This is a genomic window from Acinetobacter sp. IK23, assembly GCF_035615275.1.
In the GTDB taxonomy this organism is placed as follows: domain Bacteria; phylum Pseudomonadota; class Gammaproteobacteria; order Pseudomonadales; family Moraxellaceae; genus Acinetobacter; species Acinetobacter seifertii.
Map to the genome: position 1 here is coordinate 64656 of NZ_JANBNX010000001.1, position 19744 is coordinate 84399.

Sequence of the window (19744 nt, forward strand, 5' to 3'; positions counted from 1 at the left end):
AATGAGATGTTTAAGCGAGTAAAACATCTTCTACCATATCAACCACTGTAATTACATTATCATTCACTTTAAAATGAATATCAAAATTAGAAAACTTCATTTTATAGACTCGTTCAGGGTCTTCTTGATAGGCAGGCCTTGGGTCTAAAGCTAGAACTTGCTCTAATTCATCCAGATATTGCCCGTTAATTTTTTTATTTTTTAGAAGATTTTGCTGGATATTCACTGCACTTTCCGACCAGATGACTTGCTTTCGTTCTGGTTCAGCTTGTGCATAGCCACTTTGAGCATCAACAATGGCATCTGAATATTGAATATAAGGTTTAATATCTAAAATTGGCGTGCCATTTAGTAAATCACTGCCCGTAACATACACTCTTAAAGACTTACCGACTTTTTCAACCTTTTTTAAACGTACTACAGATAAACCTACAGGCGCTGGACGATACATACTGCGTGTTGCAAATACACCAATTTTTTCATTCCCCCCTAAACGTGGTGGGCGAACCTGAGGTCGAAACTTAGTTGCAGTCTCCTGATTTTTATTGTCATGAAACTGCCAGATGAGCCAGAGATGAGTAAATTGCTCAATTCCCTCAAAAGCCAATAAGTCATTATAAGGTTCAACCATTTCGATATAAGACTCGATATTGACCAAGTTGGGCTGACGTGGAATACCAAATTTTTCTCGAAAAGGTGAGCACATGTGCCCGACTATTGGGAGGGTGACAGAGTTCATCATCACTTTTTCTTATAAACACAATTAAATATATTCAGTTTATCGGGAATGAAATTAGATTAGAATAGCAATCTGTTTTCTTTTAATCGTGATCGAGACCTTTAATGGCTGCTTTTAACGTTGAACGCATTACTCATGTGCACCACTGGAATGACACCCTTTTCAGTTTTAAAACTACACGCGACACTAGCTTACGTTTTAAAAATGGTCAGTTCGTGATGATCGGACTTGAAGTGAATGGCAAACCGTTAATGCGTGCGTATTCGATTGCAAGTGCGAACTACGAAGAAGAGTTAGAATTCTTCTCAATTAAAGTACAAGACGGTCCTTTAACTTCGATTTTGCAAAAAGTACAAGTTGGTGACGAAATTTTAGTTTCTAAAAAACCAACAGGTACATTGGTTCATGATGATCTTTTACCGGGTAAAAACTTGTACCTTTTATCTTCTGGTACTGGTCTTGCTCCATTCTTATCAATTATTCGTGACCCAGAAACTTACGAACGCTTTGAAAAAGTCATCGTTGTTCATGGTACACGCTATATTTCTGAATTAGCGTATCAAGACCTGATTTTGAACGAATTACCAAACCATGAATTCTTTGAAGAATTAGGTATTAAAGACAAACTTGTTTACTACCCTACTGTTACTCGTGAACCTTTCCACACTCAAGGCCGTGTAACAACTGCAATTGAAACTGGCGCTTTATTTGAAAAAATTGGTTTACCACGTTTTAACCGTGAAACTGACCGTGCAATGCTTTGCGGTAGCCCCGCATTCTTAAAAGACGTTGCTGCGTTACTTGACCAACATGGTTTAGTTGAATCACCTCGTATGGGTGAAATGGGCGACTACGTAATTGAACGTGCGTTCGTAGAAAAATAAGATTTTTCTAAATAAAAAAACCGAGGTAAAGTCCTCGGTTTTTTATTTCTTTTTATAAGGTGATACTGCCATCAATACAGGTAACAGCTGTTCCACCCACTAAAATTTTATCTTGGTGCAATTCAAGTTGAAGCTGTCCATCTCGGCCTAAAGCCCGACCTTGTGAAGAAAGCACCACATCATTTTGTGCTGGCAAAATTTCATGGTAACGAATAAATGAAGCTACGCTACCATTACCACTCCCACAAACTGGATCTTCATTTATTCCAATAGAAGGAGCAAATGAGCGGACTTCTATATGTTTTTGCTCATCATTATTTTCATAAAAACCATAAACCGTCGCTCCACCAACTTTCATTTCTAAATCATGTTCTTTTAAAGCAGCAAAGTCTGGTTGGCTATCTAAAACAGCTTCGGCATTCACCGCTTGTAATACAATCCAACGTGCGCCTACATCAACCAATGTAGCATTCCATTGAGTATCAATCTGACATTTTAAAATTTCAGCCAGTTTTTCAGTGTGCATTGGGTCAAGTGGAGTAATTTTAGGCTTAGGTAGTTCAAATGAAATATGCTTTGAGTCACTTACGGTCAGAGTCACCAAACCCGCAGCACATTGCTGTACCAGTTTACCATCTTTAGGTGTCACGAGGCCTGCTTCAAGCAAAGCATAGGCAGTACCAATTGTAGGATGTCCTGCAAATGGCAACTCACTTTGCGGAGTAAAAATTCGAACCTGATAGTCAGCTTGAGAATCGGTCGCAGGGAGCACAAATGTTGTTTCAGAAAGATTAGTCCAATTCGCAATTTCCTGCATCTGTTCAGATGTTAAGGCACTGGCGTCCATAATGACTGCAACAGGATTACCTTTAAATGCTTGTGAAGTAAAAACATCAACTTGTTTAAATGCAACAACAGACATAGACCACTCCTACTGATTTTGTAATTAAAAATTATGGCTTTTAAATCCTTACCATTTTTTGATCTTACTGATTTATTTTTAATGGTTACAGTATCAGTTCATATGAAAAATAATAGACACAGTTTTTAAGTTAGATTTGTGTTAAATGAACTAATCAAAAGCAATCACTATATTTGAGTTAAATATAAGATCACTATAAAGTGTATCCATTGCTTTGGCTTTTTAATGAATTGACATGTACAAATATAAAAAAGTGAGTGATGACCTCACCCTGCAAATTCAGAATGGCAGACAGCCTATCGGCTCTCGCTTACCATCAATTCGCGACTGCGCAAATCATTATCAGGTCAGCATTAACACCGTAAAAGAAGCTTATCGTCAGCTTGAAGACCAAGGTTTAATTTCAGTTCGTCCACAGTCTGGCTATTATGTTTGTCATGCACCTTCAAACTTACTCGAACTCGAAGAACGTTATGTCAGTGAAGAAAAAGTATCTCTTTCAGGAATTAGCTGTTTTCTCGCGCAAATTATTAAAAAGCAGATGGACACCGACTATGTCAATTTGGCCTTAGCTTGCCCTACAGGTGAAAACTTCTATCCAATTGAACGCTTAAAACGCTTAACTGCTCAAGTTTTACGGACGCAGCCAGACATTTTTAAAAACTATACTTTACCGCCCGGCTCTATGCGTTTACGTACTCAAGTTGCGAGGCGAAGTTTACAACTTGGTATGTTTCTTTCAGCAGATGATATTGTGCTGACTCACGGCACAATGGAGGCTTTGAGTCTTGCGATTATGGCAACCACACAAGCAGGTGACAGCATTGCTCTTGAGATTCCTACTTTTCATAACCTGTACCCGCTTCTTCATAATTTAGGCCGAAAAATCGTAGAAGTGCCGACTTCGCCGCATACAGGTATGTGCCTTGATGCTCTTGAAGAACTGTTAAAATCTAAAAGTGTAAAAGTTATATTAACCATTCCAACAGGTCACAATCCTCTCGGTTTTAGCATGCCTGAAACTAACCGTCGTCGCTTGGCAGAGTTAGCTAATCAGTTTCAAGTTCCTGTCATTGAAGATGCGATGTACGCCGAATTGCAACTGACAGAACCGCTTTTACCCAACATTAAGGCGTTTGATCAAAATGGATGGGTTTTGGTGTGTGGTAGCTATACGAAAACCGTAGCACCCGACTATCGAATTGGTTGGGTAGAAGCTGGGCGCTTTCGTAATATTGTGCAGCAACTTAAATTTACGACCACTGTTGCTGAACCGGCTTTGCTCACGGAAACGTTGGGACTTTTTTTAGAAAATGGCGGATATGATCTACATTTAAGGCAGCTCAAAAAACGCTATCAACAGCAAATCGATACCGTCAAATCTTATATTTGCCGTTATTTTCCACTCGGTACTCGAGTCAGTCGACCACAAGCAGGATTTATTTTATGGTTAGAGCTACCCGAATCAATTGATACTCTAGAACTGTTTCATCAGGCCATGGATGAAAAAATCTTATGTATGCCGGGAATTTTATGTTCGGCTGATAAACGTTTTAGACATTGTTTACGTATTGCAGCTTGTTTTGAGCCAAATCCTAAAATGTTAAATGCTTTGATGCGCTTAGGAGAGTTAGCAAAAAATATGCTACCCGCGCAAAATGATATAGATCAAATCCCTACTAATTCAGTAGGTTGAATCCAACATGTGGAGTTAATAAAATAAAACCATATATTTTTTATGCCTTTTTATTTTATGAAAACTGAACTCCTCTCTCCCGCAGGTTCACTAAAAAACATGCGCTATGCATTTGCCTATGGAGCAGATGCCGTATATGCAGGCCAACCACGTTACAGTTTACGTGTGCGTAATAATGCTTTTGATCATGACAACTTAAAAATTGGAATTGATGAAGCGCATGCTTTGGGTAAAAAGTTTTATGTTGTGGTGAATATTCAGCCTCATAACAGCAAATTAAAGAACTTTATTCGTGACCTTGAACCGATTGTAGCGATGCAGCCAGATGCACTTATTATGTCTGATCCGGGTTTAATTATGATGGTGCGTGAGCATTTCCCAGAAGTGCAAATTCATCTATCGGTTCAAGCCAACGCTATTAACTGGGCCACTGTTAAATTTTGGAAAGACTACGGTCTAAGCCGCGTGATTTTATCACGTGAGTTGTCATTAGAAGAAATCGAAGAAATCCAGCAACACGTCCCAGATATTGAACTCGAAGTTTTTGTACATGGCGCACTATGCATGGCCTACTCAGGTCGCTGCTTACTTTCTGGTTATATGAATAAACGTGATGCCAACCAAGGTGCTTGTACCAATGCTTGCCGTTGGGACTATAAGTTGCATGAAGCTCAAGAAGATGTGAACGGCGATGTGATTCCAGTCACTCAGCTCAACACCTTAGAAAAGTCTTGCTGCTCATCTGCACAATCAGAGACAACTTCAGCTCAAACTTTGCTTGTACAACGTAATGATGAAGAAATGTTTGCTGCCGAAGAAGATGAACATGGCACCTATTTTATGAACTCTAAAGATTTACGTGCGGTACAACATGTAGATCATTTAACCAAAATGGGCATCGCCTCACTGAAAATTGAAGGCCGTACTAAGTCGTATTTTTACTGTGCGCGTACTGCTCAAATTTATCGAAAGGCCATTGATGATGCTTTAGCAGGTAAACCATTTGACCCAAGCTTAATGACTCAGCTCGAAGGGTTGGCAAATCGCGGTTATACCGAAGGTTTTTTAAGACGTCATGTTCATAGCGAATATCAAAACTATGCTGATGGTTCATCACATTTTGACTATCAACAATTTTGTGGAGAGGTTTTAGAACGTCGCGGTGATTATATTCGCATTGAAGTTAAAAATCGTTTTGTGGTTGGCGACTCACTTGAACTCATGACACCTCAAGGCAATATCACCTTTACCTTAACCGAAATGCGCGATTTAAAAGGTAACCCAATTATAGATGCTAAAGGTTCGGGGTATTTTGTTGAAATTCCACTCTCACAAGATGTTGATATCAGTTATGCCCTACTCGTACGCAATTTGCCGCATGCGAAAGAAAGTATTACTGCATCTACATTGGCTTATTCAGCGAGTTAAACATGGCACTTTTGATTACGAGTGACTGCATCAACTGTGATATGTGCTTACCTGAATGTCCCAACATCGCTATTTTTGAAGGGAGCAAAGTTTATGAAATTGATCCACTTCGTTGTACCGAGTGCGTAGGTTTTTACGATGCGCCAACATGTAAAGCGGTTTGCCCTATCGATTGCATAAAACCAGACCCTGCGCATATTGAAAATAAAGAGCAACTGTTAGAGAAATTTAAAGGGTTAAATTTACTCAACTAATTTATCTCATTAAAAATTCTATAGAGGATCAAGCTAAGGTTGCTGATTCTCTTAAATGACTATACAGATCAATGATTAAATAAATGAATAAATAGCTTAAGCCACTTTGCTAATATAAAATCAAATGATCAGTTCAGTTTGGTTTACTGGTAATGTTGTACCAAAAAAATTGCACAATCGTTAAAACTGGCAAACCATTTCAACATTTCATATAGATTGATTAAAACTCATTCTGGCGCAGTTCCCCATGTCTTATCTTTATTTAGCAATTGCGATTGCTTGTGAAGTCATTGCAACTTCAGCCTTAAAAGCATCTCAAGGTTTTACTGTTCCCATTCCATCCATCGTTACGGTTGTGGGCTATGCGATTGCTTTTTATTTATTGTCCCTGACGCTAAAAACGATCCCAATTGGAATTGCATACGCCATTTGGTCGGGCGCGGGTATTATTTTAATTTCTGCAATTGGCTGGATATTTTACAAACAACATTTAGACTTAGCGGCCTGTATTGGTCTTACTTTAATGATTGCAGGTATTATCATTATTAATGTGTTTTCTAAAAACACTCATCTATAAAATATAACCAAAAAGAAACCGAGTACGATGAAAATCTTTTTATAAAAAATTTCATCTTACTCGGTATCAATGGCTTATTTTAAACTGCCTGTTAAAAATTGCTTTAAACGCTCACTTTTCGGATTGTTGAGTACTTCATCAGGATGGCCCTGTTCCTCAATTTTTCCTTGATGCAAGAAAATCACTTGATTAGACACATGACGTGCAAAGCCCATTTCATGTGTCACCACAATCATGGTACGGCCTTCTTCAGCCAAACTCTGCATAACCTTGAGCACTTCACCCACCAACTCCGGATCAAGTGCACTGGTTGGTTCATCAAATAGCATCACTTCCGGTTCCATTGCCAAAGCACGAGCAATCGCTACCCGTTGTTGTTGCCCACCAGATAAAAATGCTGGATATTTGCTTTCAACACTTTCAGGCAATCCAACTTTGCGTAGATATTTGCGTGCACGCTCTTCTGCTTCTGCACGTTTTACTCCAAGCACATGAATTGGCCCTTCAATGACATTTTCCAGCACTGTCATATGTGACCATAAATTAAAGTGCTGGAACACCATCATCAGTTGAGTACGCATTTTTTGTAGTTGCTTTGGATCAACCACTTTTAAATTGCCTTTTTTATCAAAGACTGTGCGTAGTTTTTCACCATTGAGTTTAATGGTGCCATTGCTCGGTTGTTCTAAAAAATTGATACAACGCAGCAAGGTACTTTTACCCGAACCAGATGAACCGATGATACTAATTACATCACCAGCATTTGCATCAAGTGATATCCCTTTCAGTACTTCATGATCGCCAAATGTTTTGTGTAAATCACGAATCACTAGTTTTGCAACGTGTTCCATTTATGTCTCCTAATGATTCGATGGCTTTAAAAATGCCAACCAACGTTTTTCCAACTTACGAAATATCCAAATCAAAATAAATGCCAACACTGCATACAACACAGCAGCAATTCCAAAAGCATTGAAAGTGTCATAGGTTGCGGCATTCACATCGCGCGCAATTTTTAAAATGTCGGGAACAGTTGCTGTAAATGCAATGGTTGTCGCATGCAACATTAAAATGACTTCATTGCCATAAAATGGCAGAGCGCGGCGTAACATCGACGGAATGATAATCCGTGTGTAGAGTTTCCATCTTGACATACCGAAAGCTTGAGCAGCTTCAATCTCACCATGTGGAATAGAACGGATCGCTCCAGCGAAGATTTCAGTCGTATATGCACCAGTATTGAGCGCGAATGCCAAAATGGTGCAATTTATGCCCTCTCGAAAGAATGCATCGAGCGCTTGATGTTCATGAACATAATCAAAGCTATAAATGCCCGAGTAAATAATTAACAATTGGATGTACAGTGGTGTTCCACGAAACACATAAGTAAACAGCCAAACTGGGCCACGCAACCAGATATTTTCTGATACTCGTGCAAGTGATAAAGGCACAGCAAGCACAAACCCAATACCGATTGAAAGCACCAATAACCAAGCAGTCATCGCGACACCGGTCATCTGTAGGCCATCGGTCCAAAGGTATGCCTTCCAATATTGTTGAAGGATTTCAATCATAATTGCCCCTTCCTTACACCAGCAGAATAACGACGTTCAAGCCACATTAAAATCAGGTTTGACACGGTGGTAATTGCCAAATAAATTGCAGCAGCGACGATGCTGAAAAAGAACAATTGCATGGTACTTCTACCTGCATCTTGCGTAATTTTTACAATGTCAGTTAGGCCAATAATGGAAACCAGTGCGGTCGCTTTAATCAAAACTTGCCAGTTGTTACCAATACCAGGCAATGCAAAACGCATCATTTGAGGGAATAAAACACGTCGAAAAACCTGCCACGGCGTCATCCCATAGGCCATTGCTGCTTCAATTTGTCCCGTTGGAACAGATTGAAATGCACCACGAAAGGTCTCTGTAAAATATGCACCATAAATGAACGCTAAGGTAATCACACCAGCCACAAATGGGTTGATATCAATCTGATCCATTTGCAGTGCTTCAGTAATTTGATTTAGACCCAACTGCAAGCTATAAAATAACAGCAGCATAATCACTAAGTCAGGCACACTACGAATGAGCGTGGTATAGCCGGTCGCAATATAACGTAAAGCTTTAATATTAGAGAGTTTTGAACTCGCACCAATTAAGCCAATAATGACAGAAAGCAAGAGTGACAACAGCGCAAGCTGTATGGTCATCCATGTTCCGCTGAGAAGGAGTGGCCCATAGCCAGAAAAAGACATGACTCATCTTCTCCTTAAAAACAATATCTAATATTGATGAGATGAGAATAGATTTAAAAATGTCGGCACTTAGCCGACATTTTTCACATCATTAGTAAATGCTAAAAGAGAAGTATTTTTTCTCGAGTTTCTTGTATGTGCCATCAGCAATGATTGCAGCCAAAGCTTTGTCGATATTCGCTTTCAAATCTGCATCTTCTTTGCGTAAACCAATAGCCGCACCTACACCCAATGTTTTGACATCAACCACATTGCCACCAGCAAAAGCGAAGTTTTTGCCTTTCGGTTGTTTTAAGAAAGCACCATCAACCATGATTGCATCTTGTAACGTTGCATCTAAACGACCAGACATCATGTCTTGGTAAATCAAGTCTTGAGTTGGATAAGGAACAACACTCACACCTTTTGGAGCCCAATAGGTTTTAGCGTATGTTTCTTGAATTGTGCCCTGTTGTACCCCTACACGCTTACCTTTTAATGAAGTAGGTGTTGGCAATAACGGTGAGCCTTTTTTTGCAACCATACGCGTTGGGGTATTGTAGATTTTGCTACTAAATAAAATTTGTTTCGCACGTTCATCAGTCACTGTCATTGATGAAAGAATGCCATCAAATTTTTTCGCTTTAAGTGCGGGAATCATCCCGTCAAAAGAGTTTTCAACCCAAACACATTTGGCTTTAAGCTTTGCACAAATGGCATTACCTAAATCAACATCAAAACCAGTTAACTTGCCATCTGGTGTTTTATATTCAAATGGAGCATAAGACGACTCAGTACCAAAACGAATCACCTTCCAATCCTTTGCTTGAACATTCGTTGCAACAGCAGCCAAAACTAAGGTTGTTGAAACGAACATTTTTTTCATAAAGCTTGCCATCTTGAAGCTTCTCCTTAAAATCCAAATAAGGTGATAAAAACTTGAGCAATTTCTAAATTACTCTTCTGCCGAAATAATTGCAATTTCTATACCAGTAAATTAAGGATTTATGAATATGTCTAAACAATGGATTGGATTAACTATCTAAATGTTGAAAAATCACTCAAATTTTAAATTAGTTTTTGAGTGTATAGGCTTCTGCCATATTTTCATTTTCAACCAATGTCCGAATAGTATATTCATGGTTATTTTCTTTAGCGCTGGCAAATTCACATTTCGAATCCCATGCCATTGAACAACCACTCAACAATGGACAACTTGCAAATAATTCAGCTACCCAGTCTACAAATACACGAACTTTAGGCGATAAATGACGGTTTTGTAGATAAACGACTGATATTGGCATCGGTGCAGGTAACCATTCAGTCAATACCTCTCTAAGTGCACCAGATTCTAAATGTTTTGCCGCCATGTAATATGGACATTGAATTAAGCCGAAACCTTGCACTGCCAAATCAATATATGAATCACTATCATTGACAGAAACACGCCCTTTCACACCGACGCTATGAATCTCGCCATCCACCATAAAATCCCAGTCAATATTGCGTCCAGTACGACTATTAAAATAATGCACCACTTGATGTTTTTGTAAATCTTCAATGGTTTTTGGTTCGCCATGTTCCATCAAATAACGAGGCGCAGCAACAGTGACACACTGAATTGTTCCGATACGACGTGCAACTAAACTTGAATCTTTCAATTGACCAATACGAATAACACAGTCCACTGCATCTTGAACCAAATCGACTGGACGATCACTCATTCCAATCACCAAATCAATATCGGGGTACTTGGCATGAAAATCACAAAGCATTGGAATAAGGATGAGTCGTCCAATTGACGCTTTAACATCAATGCGCAGTCGACCTCGAGGGCCACGTTCAGAATCATGAAAATTCGATTCTACATCTTCTACGTCGGCTAAAATTCGTGCAGTCCTTTCATAATAAACTGCACCATCTGGTGTCAAACTCAGTTTACGAGTGGTTCGGTTCAATAAACGAACTTGCAAATGTTTTTCTAAACCTTGAATGGTTGTCGTCACAGAAGCACGCGGTAGTCCTAAACTGTCAGCCGCTAAACTGAAACTATTTGTTTCGACAACTTTGTTAAATACTTTCATCGCATGAAATAGATCCACACGCACACTCCTATCAATGCATTTATTTAATCAAACACATCAATTGTTATAAAAATACGAATAGTGTTATCGAATTTAATATATTTATTCGTGATTGACAAACTTTTATGCTCCGTCCATCCCATAAACCCTGTTTCTCCCATACGGACCACAACTAAAAGTCTGAAAACAGGTATCCAAATAACTAGGAGCACCTCATGTCATTTTCCCGCAAACAGTTCGCACTGTCTGCCATCTTTGTCGCCATTTTGGCTACAGGGGGTAGTTTTATGTTTTTACATGAAAATGCCGATGCAAAAGCTGCACCGACCAGTGCCCAACAAGCTGCAACAGTTGATATTTCTAATGTCATTAGCAAAACGATTACCGATTGGCAAGAATATTCCGGTCGCTTAGAAGCGATTGATCAAGTCGATATTCGGCCACAGGTTTCAGGTAAACTCATTTCCGTACACTTCAAAGATGGCAGTCTTGTAAAAAAAGGCGATTTACTTTTTACAATCGACCCACGTCCTTTCCAAGCAGAACTCAATCGTGCTCAAGCTCAACTTGCTTCGGCTGAGGCACAAGTCACTTATACGGGATCTAACCTTTCTCGTATTCAACGTTTAATTCAGAGTAATGCTGTATCACGCCAAGAGCTGGATCTAGCTGAAAATGATGCACGTTCAGCCAATGCCAACCTACAAGCTGCTAGAGCCGCTGTTCAGTCTGCACGTTTAAATCTTGAGTACACTCGTATTACTGCACCAGTCAGCGGCCGAATTTCCCGTGCCGAAGTAACCGTTGGTAATGTGGTGTCTGCCGGTAATGGCGCACAGGTCTTAACAAGCTTGGTGTCTGTATCTCGCCTTTACGCCTCTTTCGACGTTGATGAACAAACTTATCTAAAATATATCAGTAATCAGCGTAATTCAGCACAAGTTCCTGTCTATATGGGGCTTGCCAATGAAACAGGTTTCTCTCGTGAAGGAACCATCAACTCCATCGATAACAACCTGAATACGACCTCAGGTACGATTCGTGTTCGCGCAACTTTTGATAATCCTAACGGCGTTTTATTACCGGGTTTATATGCTCGAATCCGTTTGGGTGGTGGTCAACCTCGTTCAGCAATTCTGATTAGCCCAACTGCAATTAGTGTCGATCAAGATAAACGTTTTGTTGTGGTCGTCGATGCTAAAAATCAAACTGCTTACCGTGAAGTAAAACTCGGTGCACAACAAGATGGCTTGCAAATCGTAAATAGCGGATTACAAGCGGGTGACCGTATTGTGGTGAATGGTTTACAGCGGATTCGTCCGGGTGACCCTGTTACACCTCATCTTGTACCTATGCCAAACGCGCAAATCACTGCGAACAGCACTACTCCTCAACCTCAGCCAACAGAAAAAACTTCAACTCCGGCAAAAGGTTAATCACATATGAATATCTCTAAATTTTTTATTGATCGGCCGATCTTTGCTGGCGTGTTATCAGTACTGATTTTACTTGCCGGTCTTCTTTCGGTATTTAAATTACCGATTTCAGAATATCCGGAAGTTGTTCCACCCTCTGTGGTGGTACGTGCTCAATATCCGGGTGCAAACCCGAAAGTGATTGCTGAAACTGTTGCTTCTCCGCTTGAAGAATCCATCAACGGCGTTGAAGACATGCTGTATATGCAATCTCAGGCAAACAGCGACGGTAATTTAACCATTACGGTGAACTTTAAGCTCGGTATCGACCCAGATAAAGCACAGCAATTGGTTCAAAACCGTGTATCTCAAGCCCTGCCTCGTTTACCTGAAGACGTACAGCGTTTAGGCGTTACTACTTTAAAAAGCTCACCGACTTTAACCATGGTTGTGCATCTGACCTCACCAGATAATCGCTATGACATGACTTACTTACGTAACTACGCGGTGCTCAACGTAAAAGACCGTTTGGCACGCTTACAAGGTGTAGGTGAAGTCGGTTTATTTGGTTCTGGTGACTATGCGATGCGTGTGTGGCTCGACCCACAGAAAGTAGCGCAACGTAATCTCACAGCCACTGAAATTGTCAGTGCAATCCGCGAACAAAACATTCAAGTTGCAGCAGGAACCATTGGTGCATCACCAAGTAATTCCCCTTTACAACTTTCGGTAAACGCTCAAGGTCGTTTAACCACTGAGCAAGAATTTTCCGATATCATTTTAAAAACGGCTCCTGATGGCGCGGTTACTCGATTGGGTGATGTTGCACGCGTTGAACTTGCAGCTTCACAATATGGCTTACGTTCATTACTTGATAACAAACAAGCGATCGCCATTCCAATTTTCCAAGCACCAGGTGCTAATGCTTTGCAAGTTTCTGATCAAGTGCGTAGCACAATGAAAGAACTTTCAAAAGATTTCCCATCTTCAATTAAATACGACATTGTGTACGATCCGACTCAATTCGTACGTGCCAGTATTAAAGCAGTCGTTCATACCTTACTTGAAGCGATTGCACTGGTTGTTGTGGTTGTTATTTTATTCTTACAAACATGGCGTGCCTCAATCATTCCATTACTTGCTGTACCAGTTTCAATTATTGGTACATTCGCTCTCATGCTTGCTTTTGGTTACTCAATCAATGCGCTTTCGCTATTCGGGATGGTGCTTGCCATCGGGATTGTGGTCGATGACGCGATTGTCGTCGTCGAAAACGTCGAGAGGAATATTGAAGCTGGCTTAAATCCAAGGGAAGCGACGTACCGTGCCATGCGAGAAGTAAGCGGACCGATTATTGCAATTGCTTTAACGCTGGTTGCTGTATTCGTACCTCTTGCCTTTATGACAGGCTTAACAGGGCAATTTTATAAACAATTTGCCATGACTATTGCCATTTCAACGGTTATTTCGGCATTTAACTCACTTACTCTATCTCCTGCTTTAGCAGCCATGTTACTAAAAGGACATGATGCGAAACCTGATGCATTAACACGCCTTATGAACCGTGTATTTGGACGTTTCTTTGCGCTGTTTAACCGCGTATTTACCCGTGCATCAGACAACTATGGTAAAGGCGTAAGTCGTGTTATCTCCCATAAAGCATCGGCAATGGGTGTCTATGCAGCACTTTTAGGTTTAACCGTTGGTATTTCTTATATTGTTCCGGGTGGCTTTGTTCCCGCTCAAGACAAACAATATTTGATTAGTTTTGCGCAGCTACCAAACGGCGCATCATTAGATCGTACCGAAGCTGTCATTCGTAAAATGAGTGATACGGCACTTAAACAACCTGGTGTAGAAAGCGCGGTTGCCTTCCCTGGTCTCTCAATTAACGGTTTCACCAATAGCTCAAGTGCCGGTATTGTCTTTGTGACCTTAAAGCCATTCGATGAACGTAAGGCCAAAGACTTATCTGCAAATGCTATTGCAGGTGCCTTAAACCAGAAATACTCAGCTATTCAAGATGCTTATATTGCGGTTTTCCCACCACCACCTGTGATGGGCTTAGGGACTATGGGCGGCTTTAAACTTCAACTTGAAGACCGAGGTGCCTTAGGCTATTCAGCCTTGAATGATGCTGCACAAAACTTTATGAAAGCAGCTCAATCAGCTCCTGAGCTTGGTCCAATGTTCTCAAGTTATCAAATTAACGTACCTCAACTCAACGTAGATTTGGATCGTGTAAAAGCCAAACAGCAAGGTGTTGCTGTGACAGATGTTTTCAACACTATGCAGATTTATTTAGGTTCGCAGTATGTTAACGACTTTAACCGCTTTGGACGTGTTTATCAGGTTCGCGCACAAGCCGATGCGCCTTTCCGTTCAAATCCTGAAGATATTTTGCAGCTTAAAACCCGTAATAGTGCCGGACAAATGGTTCCATTATCTTCATTGGTAAATGTAACTCAAACCTATGGCCCTGAAATGGTGGTGCGTTATAACGGTTATACCGCAGCAGATATTAATGGCGGTCCTGCACCAGGTTATTCATCTAGCCAAGCAGAAGCTGCGGTTGAACGTATTGCTGCTCAAACTCTACCACGTGGTATCAAGTTTGAATGGACAGATTTAACTTACCAAAAAATCTTGGCTGGTAATGCAGGACTTTGGGTATTCCCAATTAGCGTATTGCTCGTGTTCTTAGTTTTAGCCGCTCAATATGAAAGTCTAACTTTACCATTAGCAGTCATATTAATTGTACCGATGGGAATTTTGGCGGCTCTGACAGGTGTTTGGCTCACCAGTGGAGATAACAACATCTTTACCCAAATCGGTCTGATGGTACTGGTTGGGCTGGCCTGTAAAAATGCCATTTTGATTGTTGAATTTGCGCGGGAACTCGAAATGCAAGGTGCAACTGCTTTTAAAGCAGCAGTTGAAGCAAGTCGTCTTCGTTTACGTCCAATTTTAATGACCTCTATTGCATTCATTATGGGTGTCGTCCCACTGGTTACTTCAACTGGTGCAGGTTCTGAAATGCGTCATGCCATGGGTGTTGCAGTGTTCTTCGGAATGATCGGGGTAACTTTCTTTGGTTTGTTCCTGACGCCAGCCTTTTACGTCCTTATTCGTACATTGAATAGCAAACATAAATTGCATTCGGCAGCAGTTCATGAAGCACCATTAGCTAACCCACACGATCATTAAGGAGGACATTTAATGACTACAGCAAAACAAAGCTTGTTATTGTCCTCACTGATGGGGAGCCTGCTTCTTGCAGGCTGCTCTTTGGCTCCGGAATATCAACCTGCAAAAGTTATAGTTCCTGTCAAATTCAAGGAGTCAGACCCTAAACTTGAAGACAATAATTGGAAAATTGCCCAGCCTGCCGATCAGCAAGTTCGAGGTGAATGGTGGCGTGTTTTTAATGATGCTCAATTGAATAAGCTAGAACAACAAGCGATTGCCGGCAACCAAAATCTTAAAGCGGTAGCAGCTAATATTCAGGCTTCACGTGCAATACGTTCGGCAGCACAAGCCGAACGTTTGCCAAGTATTGGTGCTGGCTTTGGCCCAACTCGTCAAAAACCTTCTCCTGCTTCATTGGGGTTAGATGACAATGCGCATACATCTGCACAAACCTTATGGCGCGCTCAAGCAAATGTTTCATATGAGCTCGATTTATTTGGTCGTATCGCCAGTAGTGTCAATGCAGCAACAGCGGATCTACAACAGCAAGAAGCGTTATATCAGTCGGCACTTTTAGCGTTACAGGCCGATGTTGCACAAGGTTATTTTCTCATTCGCCAGCTTGATGCTGAACAAGCAATTTATACTCGTACTATTAAATTACTTGGTGAGACACGAGATCTCGTTCAAACCCGATTTAAAAATGGTTTAGTCAGTGAATTAGATGTTTCTCGTGCACAAACTGAACTTGCTACAGCTCAAACCAATGCACTGAGCATTGCTCGTAACAGAGCCAATGCAGAACATGCACTTGCAGTATTGTTAGGCAAAACACCAGCTGACTTTAGCTTAACTGTCCAACCTTTAACTACAAATAGTCTTCGTCTTCCAGCAGGATTACCATCGAGTTTACTTGAAAGGCGACCTGACATTGCTGCTGCTGAACGTGCTATGGCAGCAGATAATGCACGTATTGGAATTGCCCGTGCAGCTTTTTTCCCGAAAGTTAATCTAACGGGTGCCTTAGGTTATGAATCTTCAAGTTTAAGCGAGTTAGGTAAATGGTCGAGCCGTACCTTCTTGCTTGGTCCAGTCGCAGGTACTATTTTATCTTTACCACTATTTGATGGCGGACAACGTAAAGCAGGTATTGCTCAAGCACGAGCAGCTTATGAAGAAAGTGTTGCCAACTATAGACAAACTGTACTAAACGCCTTTCGTGAAGTTGAAAATGGTTTGTCCGATCAACGTATTCTTGATCAGCAAATTCAAGCTCAAAACCAAGCACTCTCATCGTCTCGCCATGCAAATCAACTGTCTCATCTACGCTATCGAGAAGGTGCGATTAGCTATCTTGATGTGATTGACTCCGACCGGACTATTTTGCAGCAAGAACAATTGGCAGCTCAGCTTAAAGGTGGCCAAATCATTGCAAGTGTAAACTTAATCCGTGCTTTAGGTGGGGGTTGGAATAATTGATATAAAAAAAGCGCCTTACGGCGCTTTTTTTATACACTCAAATTATTTTGCATATACAGGGAATTTCGCACAAACAGCTTCAACTTTCGCTTTTACATCAGCAATAACTTTTTCGTCACCTTTGCTGTCAATCACGTCAGCGATCCAACCAGCAAGTTCACGAACTTCAGCTTCACCAAAACCACGAGTTGTTACTGCTGGAGTACCAATACGGATACCAGAAGTTACAAATGGAGAACGTGGGTCATTTGGAACTGAGTTTTTGTTCACAGTAATGTGAGCAGCACCTAACCAAGCGTCAGCATCTTTACCAGTTACGTCTTGTTTGATTAAAGATAATAAGAATAAGTGGTTGTCTGTACCGCCAGAAACAACATCATAACCACGTGCGATTAATACTTCAGCCATTGCTTGAGCATTTTTCACAACTTGTTGTTGGTAAGCTTTAAAGTCATCAGACATTGCTTCTTTGAAGCAGATTGCTTTAGCAGCAATCGCATGCATTAATGGACCACCTTGGTTACCAGGGAATACAGCTGATTGAAGTTTTTTCTCGATTTCTTCATTCGCTTTCGCAAGGATTAAACCAGAACGTGGACCACGAAGTGTTTTGTGAGTCGTCGTTGTAGTTACGTCAGCAATTTGAACTGGGTTTGGATATACGCCAGCAGCAACAAGACCTGCAACATGAGCCATATCAACAAAAAGGTAAGCGCCAACTTTGTCCGCGATGTCACGGAAACGTTGCCAATCTACAACACGGCTATAAGCAGAGAAACCAGCAACGATCATACGTGGCTTGTGCTCTAACGCTAAACGTTCAACTTCTTCGTAATCGATCTCGCCAGTTTCAGAGTTTAAACCATACTGAACAGCGTTATAAGTTTTACCAGAGAAGCTTACTTTTGCACCGTGAGTCAAGTGACCACCGTGAGCCAAGCTCATACCCAAAACTGTGTCGCCTGGGTTAAGAAGTGCTAAATAAACAGCAGAGTTAGCTTGTGAACCAGCATGTGGTTGAACGTTTGCGTAATCAGCACCAAAAAGTTCTTTAGCACGGTCGATCGCCATTTGCTCAATAACATCTACATACTCGCAACCGCCATAATAGCGTTTGCCTGGATAACCTTCTGCGTATTTGTTCGTAAGTTTTGATCCTTGCGCTTCCATCACAGCAGGAGAGCAATAGTTTTCAGATGCAATTAACTCGATATGTGCTTCTTGACGCTCATCTTCAGAAGCAATAGCTTGAGCTAATTCTGGATCAAATTCAGAAATGGAAATATTGGCAAACATTAGCGGGGGTCCTATAAATTAGGGCTTTTAAGCCGTGCTAAGATTGCGGCATATTGTAGCATGAACTTTATAATTAAACAGAATCAAGTTAGCTCAGTTTTAAATAAAAATGGCTCAATTTTTATAAAAAATGAGCCATCAAATCTAAAATAATTTATAAACACTTAAAAAGTATTTATTTAATAATTTTCTAAAGTTAAATTTAGCTTTTCATAGCAACAAAAAAACTTTAAATATCATTACCCTTATTGAGCTGACAATAGGTTTTGTACATTTCCAACAATGTTATCTACATTACTACTCATCGCCGTATTATGGTCCCAGTTACCCGTTACATAGCTATTAATTTTTGTACCTACCACAGTGGCATTAGATATCAAAATATCAGTCGCTACTTTCGGAACTGTTGTATCTGCTAAGCCCTGATAAATAATAATCGGGGTAGTGACTTTTGCCTGTAAAGGTTGAGAATCTTTATCTAAGAATGTTTTAACTAAAGGTACTGCCATAAAATTAGGTTGTGTACGCGTATATCCATCCAGTGTTCCATTATGCTCTGTAGCATACTTAGTCATACCTGCACCAAAGGCTTGACCCAATGGCCCTGCACAAATTGTTTCCGCCTGCTGTGCAGTACTTGCGGTTTGTGAAGTAAATACCTGCGAATAATCAAAGCTTGGTTGTGTATTTCGAATGCCAGCTGTAACTAAAGCAGTATATGTATCAAGCTGTGCATACATTGGGATCTTTTTATCCAAAGTTGCATTGGCAACGGCTTGTTCACCTGCAATTAAAATAAATCCTAGATTTGAAGCTGGTGCTACCGCTACTGTACCTTTATAGTTTAGCTGTGCACGACTTGCATATTGTGCAGCACCCAATGCAGCATGCCCACCCTGAGAGTGACCTACAGTGACCCATTTGTTCGAAGTTAATAAATTACGCTGAGATAAATAATTGCGTGTTGCAACCACGGCGTCCGTAATTGAATAAGCTTCACTTTTAACATTTAAGAATGGATGTATGCCTGGGGTTCCTAAACCCTCATAATCAGGAGCGACAACGACATAACCCGCCGCAAGAAGTTTACTAATTAAATCTTTAGTACTATCTGTTAATGCCGATTTACTTGGTGCACATGCATCTGCAACCCCTGTCGTACCATGAGCCCAAACCACAATTGGCCAACCGCCTGCTGGTGGTGGTGTCGTCGGTGTAAATACTAAACTTGTCGCCTGAACCTCTTGTCCACTTTGGCCTAACATTTTATAAGTCAAAATACTACTTTCAGCGGCAACCGCTCCTAAGTTAGTACTTGTGTAAGCATCAACTTTAACCACTGGATTTTGAATATTATTGGCTGGTGTACCAGATGGATCAGTAGTCGCTGGACTGTCATCACTACTTCCACCACCACATGCCGTCAACAATAAACTTGTGCTAAGAACACTGGTCATGAACAGTTTCATTTTCATTGGTATATCTTCCCTTAAATTCGATTTTTGTTGTGCTTTAGTTTTTAATGAACATTTTAAATGTCTT

Annotated in this window: 17 protein-coding genes and 1 pseudogene; 9 read left to right on the forward strand and 9 right to left on the reverse strand. The window is 40.6% G+C overall.

What is annotated here, in order from left to right:
* Positions 1-10: 10 nt before the first annotated feature.
* Entirely contained in the window at positions 11-739 is a 729-nt protein-coding gene (tsaA, locus tag MSG95_RS00360) for a tRNA (N6-threonylcarbamoyladenosine(37)-N6)-methyltransferase TrmO (protein ID WP_004700505.1), read from the reverse strand.
* A gap of 104 nt (positions 740-843) precedes the next feature.
* Here tsaA and MSG95_RS00365 point away from each other — a divergent pair, with 104 nt between their 5' ends.
* A complete protein-coding gene (locus tag MSG95_RS00365) occupies positions 844-1623 on the forward strand; it encodes a ferredoxin--NADP reductase (protein ID WP_002118187.1) in 780 nt (259 codons plus the stop codon).
* 52 nt (positions 1624-1675) lie between these two features.
* Here the strand turns inward: MSG95_RS00365 and MSG95_RS00370 are convergent, their stop codons facing one another.
* Positions 1676-2545 carry a PhzF family phenazine biosynthesis protein gene (locus MSG95_RS00370; RefSeq protein WP_004700503.1) on the reverse strand — a complete coding sequence of 290 codons (870 nt, stop codon included), beginning with the start codon at positions 2543-2545 and terminating at the stop codon, positions 1676-1678.
* 229 nt (positions 2546-2774) lie between these two features.
* Here MSG95_RS00370 and MSG95_RS00375 point away from each other — a divergent pair, with 229 nt between their 5' ends.
* The 4 genes from MSG95_RS00375 to abeS all read left to right on the forward strand — a co-directional run bounded on the left by MSG95_RS00375 (position 2775) and on the right by abeS (position 6500).
* Entirely contained in the window at positions 2775-4241 is a 1467-nt protein-coding gene (locus MSG95_RS00375) for a PLP-dependent aminotransferase family protein (RefSeq protein ID WP_077164462.1), read from the forward strand.
* 57 nt (positions 4242-4298) lie between these two features.
* Positions 4299-5669 (forward strand): tRNA 5-hydroxyuridine modification protein YegQ, encoded by a 1371-nt coding sequence (gene yegQ, locus MSG95_RS00380; protein WP_004700498.1) that lies wholly within the window; start codon positions 4299-4301, stop codon positions 5667-5669.
* Between the two features lie 2 nt (positions 5670-5671).
* On the forward strand, positions 5672-5923 hold the full coding sequence (locus MSG95_RS00385) for a YfhL family 4Fe-4S dicluster ferredoxin (protein ID WP_004700496.1): 252 nt from the start codon (positions 5672-5674) through the stop codon (positions 5921-5923).
* Positions 5924-6170: 247 nt separating this feature from the next.
* On the forward strand, positions 6171-6500 hold the full coding sequence (gene abeS, locus MSG95_RS00390; RefSeq protein ID WP_004700493.1) for a multidrug efflux SMR transporter AbeS: 330 nt from the start codon (positions 6171-6173) through the stop codon (positions 6498-6500).
* Between the two features lie 74 nt (positions 6501-6574).
* Here abeS and MSG95_RS00395 read toward each other — a convergent pair whose 3' ends face one another.
* The 5 genes from MSG95_RS00395 to MSG95_RS00415 all read right to left on the reverse strand — a co-directional run bounded on the left by MSG95_RS00395 (position 6575) and on the right by MSG95_RS00415 (position 10841).
* The gene (locus MSG95_RS00395) at positions 6575-7351 is read right to left on the reverse strand and encodes an ABC transporter ATP-binding protein (protein WP_004700491.1); all 777 of its coding nucleotides are present in this window, start codon (positions 7349-7351) and stop codon (positions 6575-6577) included.
* Positions 7352-7360: 9 nt separating this feature from the next.
* Positions 7361-8074 carry an ABC transporter permease gene (locus tag MSG95_RS00400; RefSeq protein WP_004700489.1) on the reverse strand — a complete coding sequence of 238 codons (714 nt, stop codon included), beginning with the start codon at positions 8072-8074 and terminating at the stop codon, positions 7361-7363.
* Complete coding sequence (locus tag MSG95_RS00405; RefSeq protein ID WP_004700487.1) at positions 8071-8760, reverse strand: ABC transporter permease; 690 nt, start codon at positions 8758-8760, stop codon at positions 8071-8073. The genes MSG95_RS00400 and MSG95_RS00405 overlap by 4 nt, the downstream gene beginning before the upstream one ends.
* A 91-nt stretch (positions 8761-8851) precedes the next feature.
* Positions 8852-9637 carry an ABC transporter substrate-binding protein gene (locus tag MSG95_RS00410; protein ID WP_019457144.1) on the reverse strand — a complete coding sequence of 262 codons (786 nt, stop codon included), beginning with the start codon at positions 9635-9637 and terminating at the stop codon, positions 8852-8854.
* A 175-nt stretch (positions 9638-9812) separates the two neighbouring features.
* Entirely contained in the window at positions 9813-10841 is a 1029-nt protein-coding gene (locus tag MSG95_RS00415) for a LysR family transcriptional regulator (RefSeq protein WP_004700483.1), read from the reverse strand.
* A 197-nt stretch (positions 10842-11038) separates the two neighbouring features.
* Between MSG95_RS00415 and adeF the strand changes: the two genes are divergently transcribed.
* From adeF to MSG95_RS00430, 3 genes are read left to right on the forward strand one after another with little or no spacing between them, the layout of a single operon-like run.
* On the forward strand, positions 11039-12259 hold the full coding sequence (adeF, locus tag MSG95_RS00420) for a multidrug efflux RND transporter periplasmic adaptor subunit AdeF (RefSeq protein WP_004700481.1): 1221 nt from the start codon (positions 11039-11041) through the stop codon (positions 12257-12259).
* Positions 12260-12265: 6 nt separating this feature from the next.
* Complete coding sequence (adeG, locus tag MSG95_RS00425; RefSeq protein WP_077164460.1) at positions 12266-15445, forward strand: multidrug efflux RND transporter permease subunit AdeG; 3180 nt, start codon at positions 12266-12268, stop codon at positions 15443-15445.
* 12 nt (positions 15446-15457) lie between these two features.
* On the forward strand, positions 15458-16906 hold the full coding sequence (locus tag MSG95_RS00430; protein ID WP_004700477.1) for an efflux transporter outer membrane subunit: 1449 nt from the start codon (positions 15458-15460) through the stop codon (positions 16904-16906).
* Positions 16907-16948: 42 nt separating this feature from the next.
* On the opposite strand, the gene glyA is transcribed toward MSG95_RS00430, so the two are convergent.
* Positions 16949-18202 carry a serine hydroxymethyltransferase gene (gene glyA / locus MSG95_RS00435; RefSeq protein WP_004700476.1) on the reverse strand — a complete coding sequence of 418 codons (1254 nt, stop codon included), beginning with the start codon at positions 18200-18202 and terminating at the stop codon, positions 16949-16951.
* 60 nt (positions 18203-18262) lie between these two features.
* Here glyA and MSG95_RS00440 point away from each other — a divergent pair.
* Positions 18263-18340 (forward strand): annotated as a pseudogene (locus tag MSG95_RS00440) (hypothetical protein); the annotation flags it as partial.
* 107 nt (positions 18341-18447) lie between these two features.
* Here MSG95_RS00440 and MSG95_RS00445 read toward each other — a convergent pair.
* Positions 18448-19677, reverse strand: a complete 1230-nt coding sequence (locus tag MSG95_RS00445; RefSeq protein ID WP_004700474.1) for an alpha/beta hydrolase — start codon at positions 19675-19677, stop codon at positions 18448-18450.
* Positions 19678-19744: the final 67 nt, after the last annotated feature.

Bases quoted from the DNA above. Each gene is read 5' to 3' on its own strand.
- tsaA (WP_004700505.1), bottom strand. From the start codon at position 739: ATGAACTCTGTCACCCTCCCAATAGTCGGGCACATGTGCTCACCTTTT.
- MSG95_RS00365 (WP_002118187.1), top strand. From the start codon at position 844: ATGGCTGCTTTTAACGTTGAACGCATTACTCATGTGCACCACTGGAAT.
- MSG95_RS00370 (WP_004700503.1), bottom strand. From the start codon at position 2,545: ATGTCTGTTGTTGCATTTAAACAAGTTGATGTTTTTACTTCACAAGCA.
- yegQ (WP_004700498.1), top strand. From the start codon at position 4,299: ATGAAAACTGAACTCCTCTCTCCCGCAGGTTCACTAAAAAACATGCGC.
- MSG95_RS00385 (WP_004700496.1), top strand. From the start codon at position 5,672: ATGGCACTTTTGATTACGAGTGACTGCATCAACTGTGATATGTGCTTA.
- abeS (WP_004700493.1), top strand. From the start codon at position 6,171: ATGTCTTATCTTTATTTAGCAATTGCGATTGCTTGTGAAGTCATTGCA.
- MSG95_RS00395 (WP_004700491.1), bottom strand. From the start codon at position 7,351: ATGGAACACGTTGCAAAACTAGTGATTCGTGATTTACACAAAACATTT.
- MSG95_RS00400 (WP_004700489.1), bottom strand. From the start codon at position 8,074: ATGATTGAAATCCTTCAACAATATTGGAAGGCATACCTTTGGACCGAT.
- MSG95_RS00405 (WP_004700487.1), bottom strand. From the start codon at position 8,760: ATGTCTTTTTCTGGCTATGGGCCACTCCTTCTCAGCGGAACATGGATG.
- MSG95_RS00410 (WP_019457144.1), bottom strand. From the start codon at position 9,637: ATGGCAAGCTTTATGAAAAAAATGTTCGTTTCAACAACCTTAGTTTTG.
- adeF (WP_004700481.1), top strand. From the start codon at position 11,039: ATGTCATTTTCCCGCAAACAGTTCGCACTGTCTGCCATCTTTGTCGCC.
- adeG (WP_077164460.1), top strand. From the start codon at position 12,266: ATGAATATCTCTAAATTTTTTATTGATCGGCCGATCTTTGCTGGCGTG.
- MSG95_RS00430 (WP_004700477.1), top strand. From the start codon at position 15,458: ATGACTACAGCAAAACAAAGCTTGTTATTGTCCTCACTGATGGGGAGC.
- glyA (WP_004700476.1), bottom strand. From the start codon at position 18,202: ATGTTTGCCAATATTTCCATTTCTGAATTTGATCCAGAATTAGCTCAA.
- MSG95_RS00445 (WP_004700474.1), bottom strand. From the start codon at position 19,677: ATGAAAATGAAACTGTTCATGACCAGTGTTCTTAGCACAAGTTTATTG.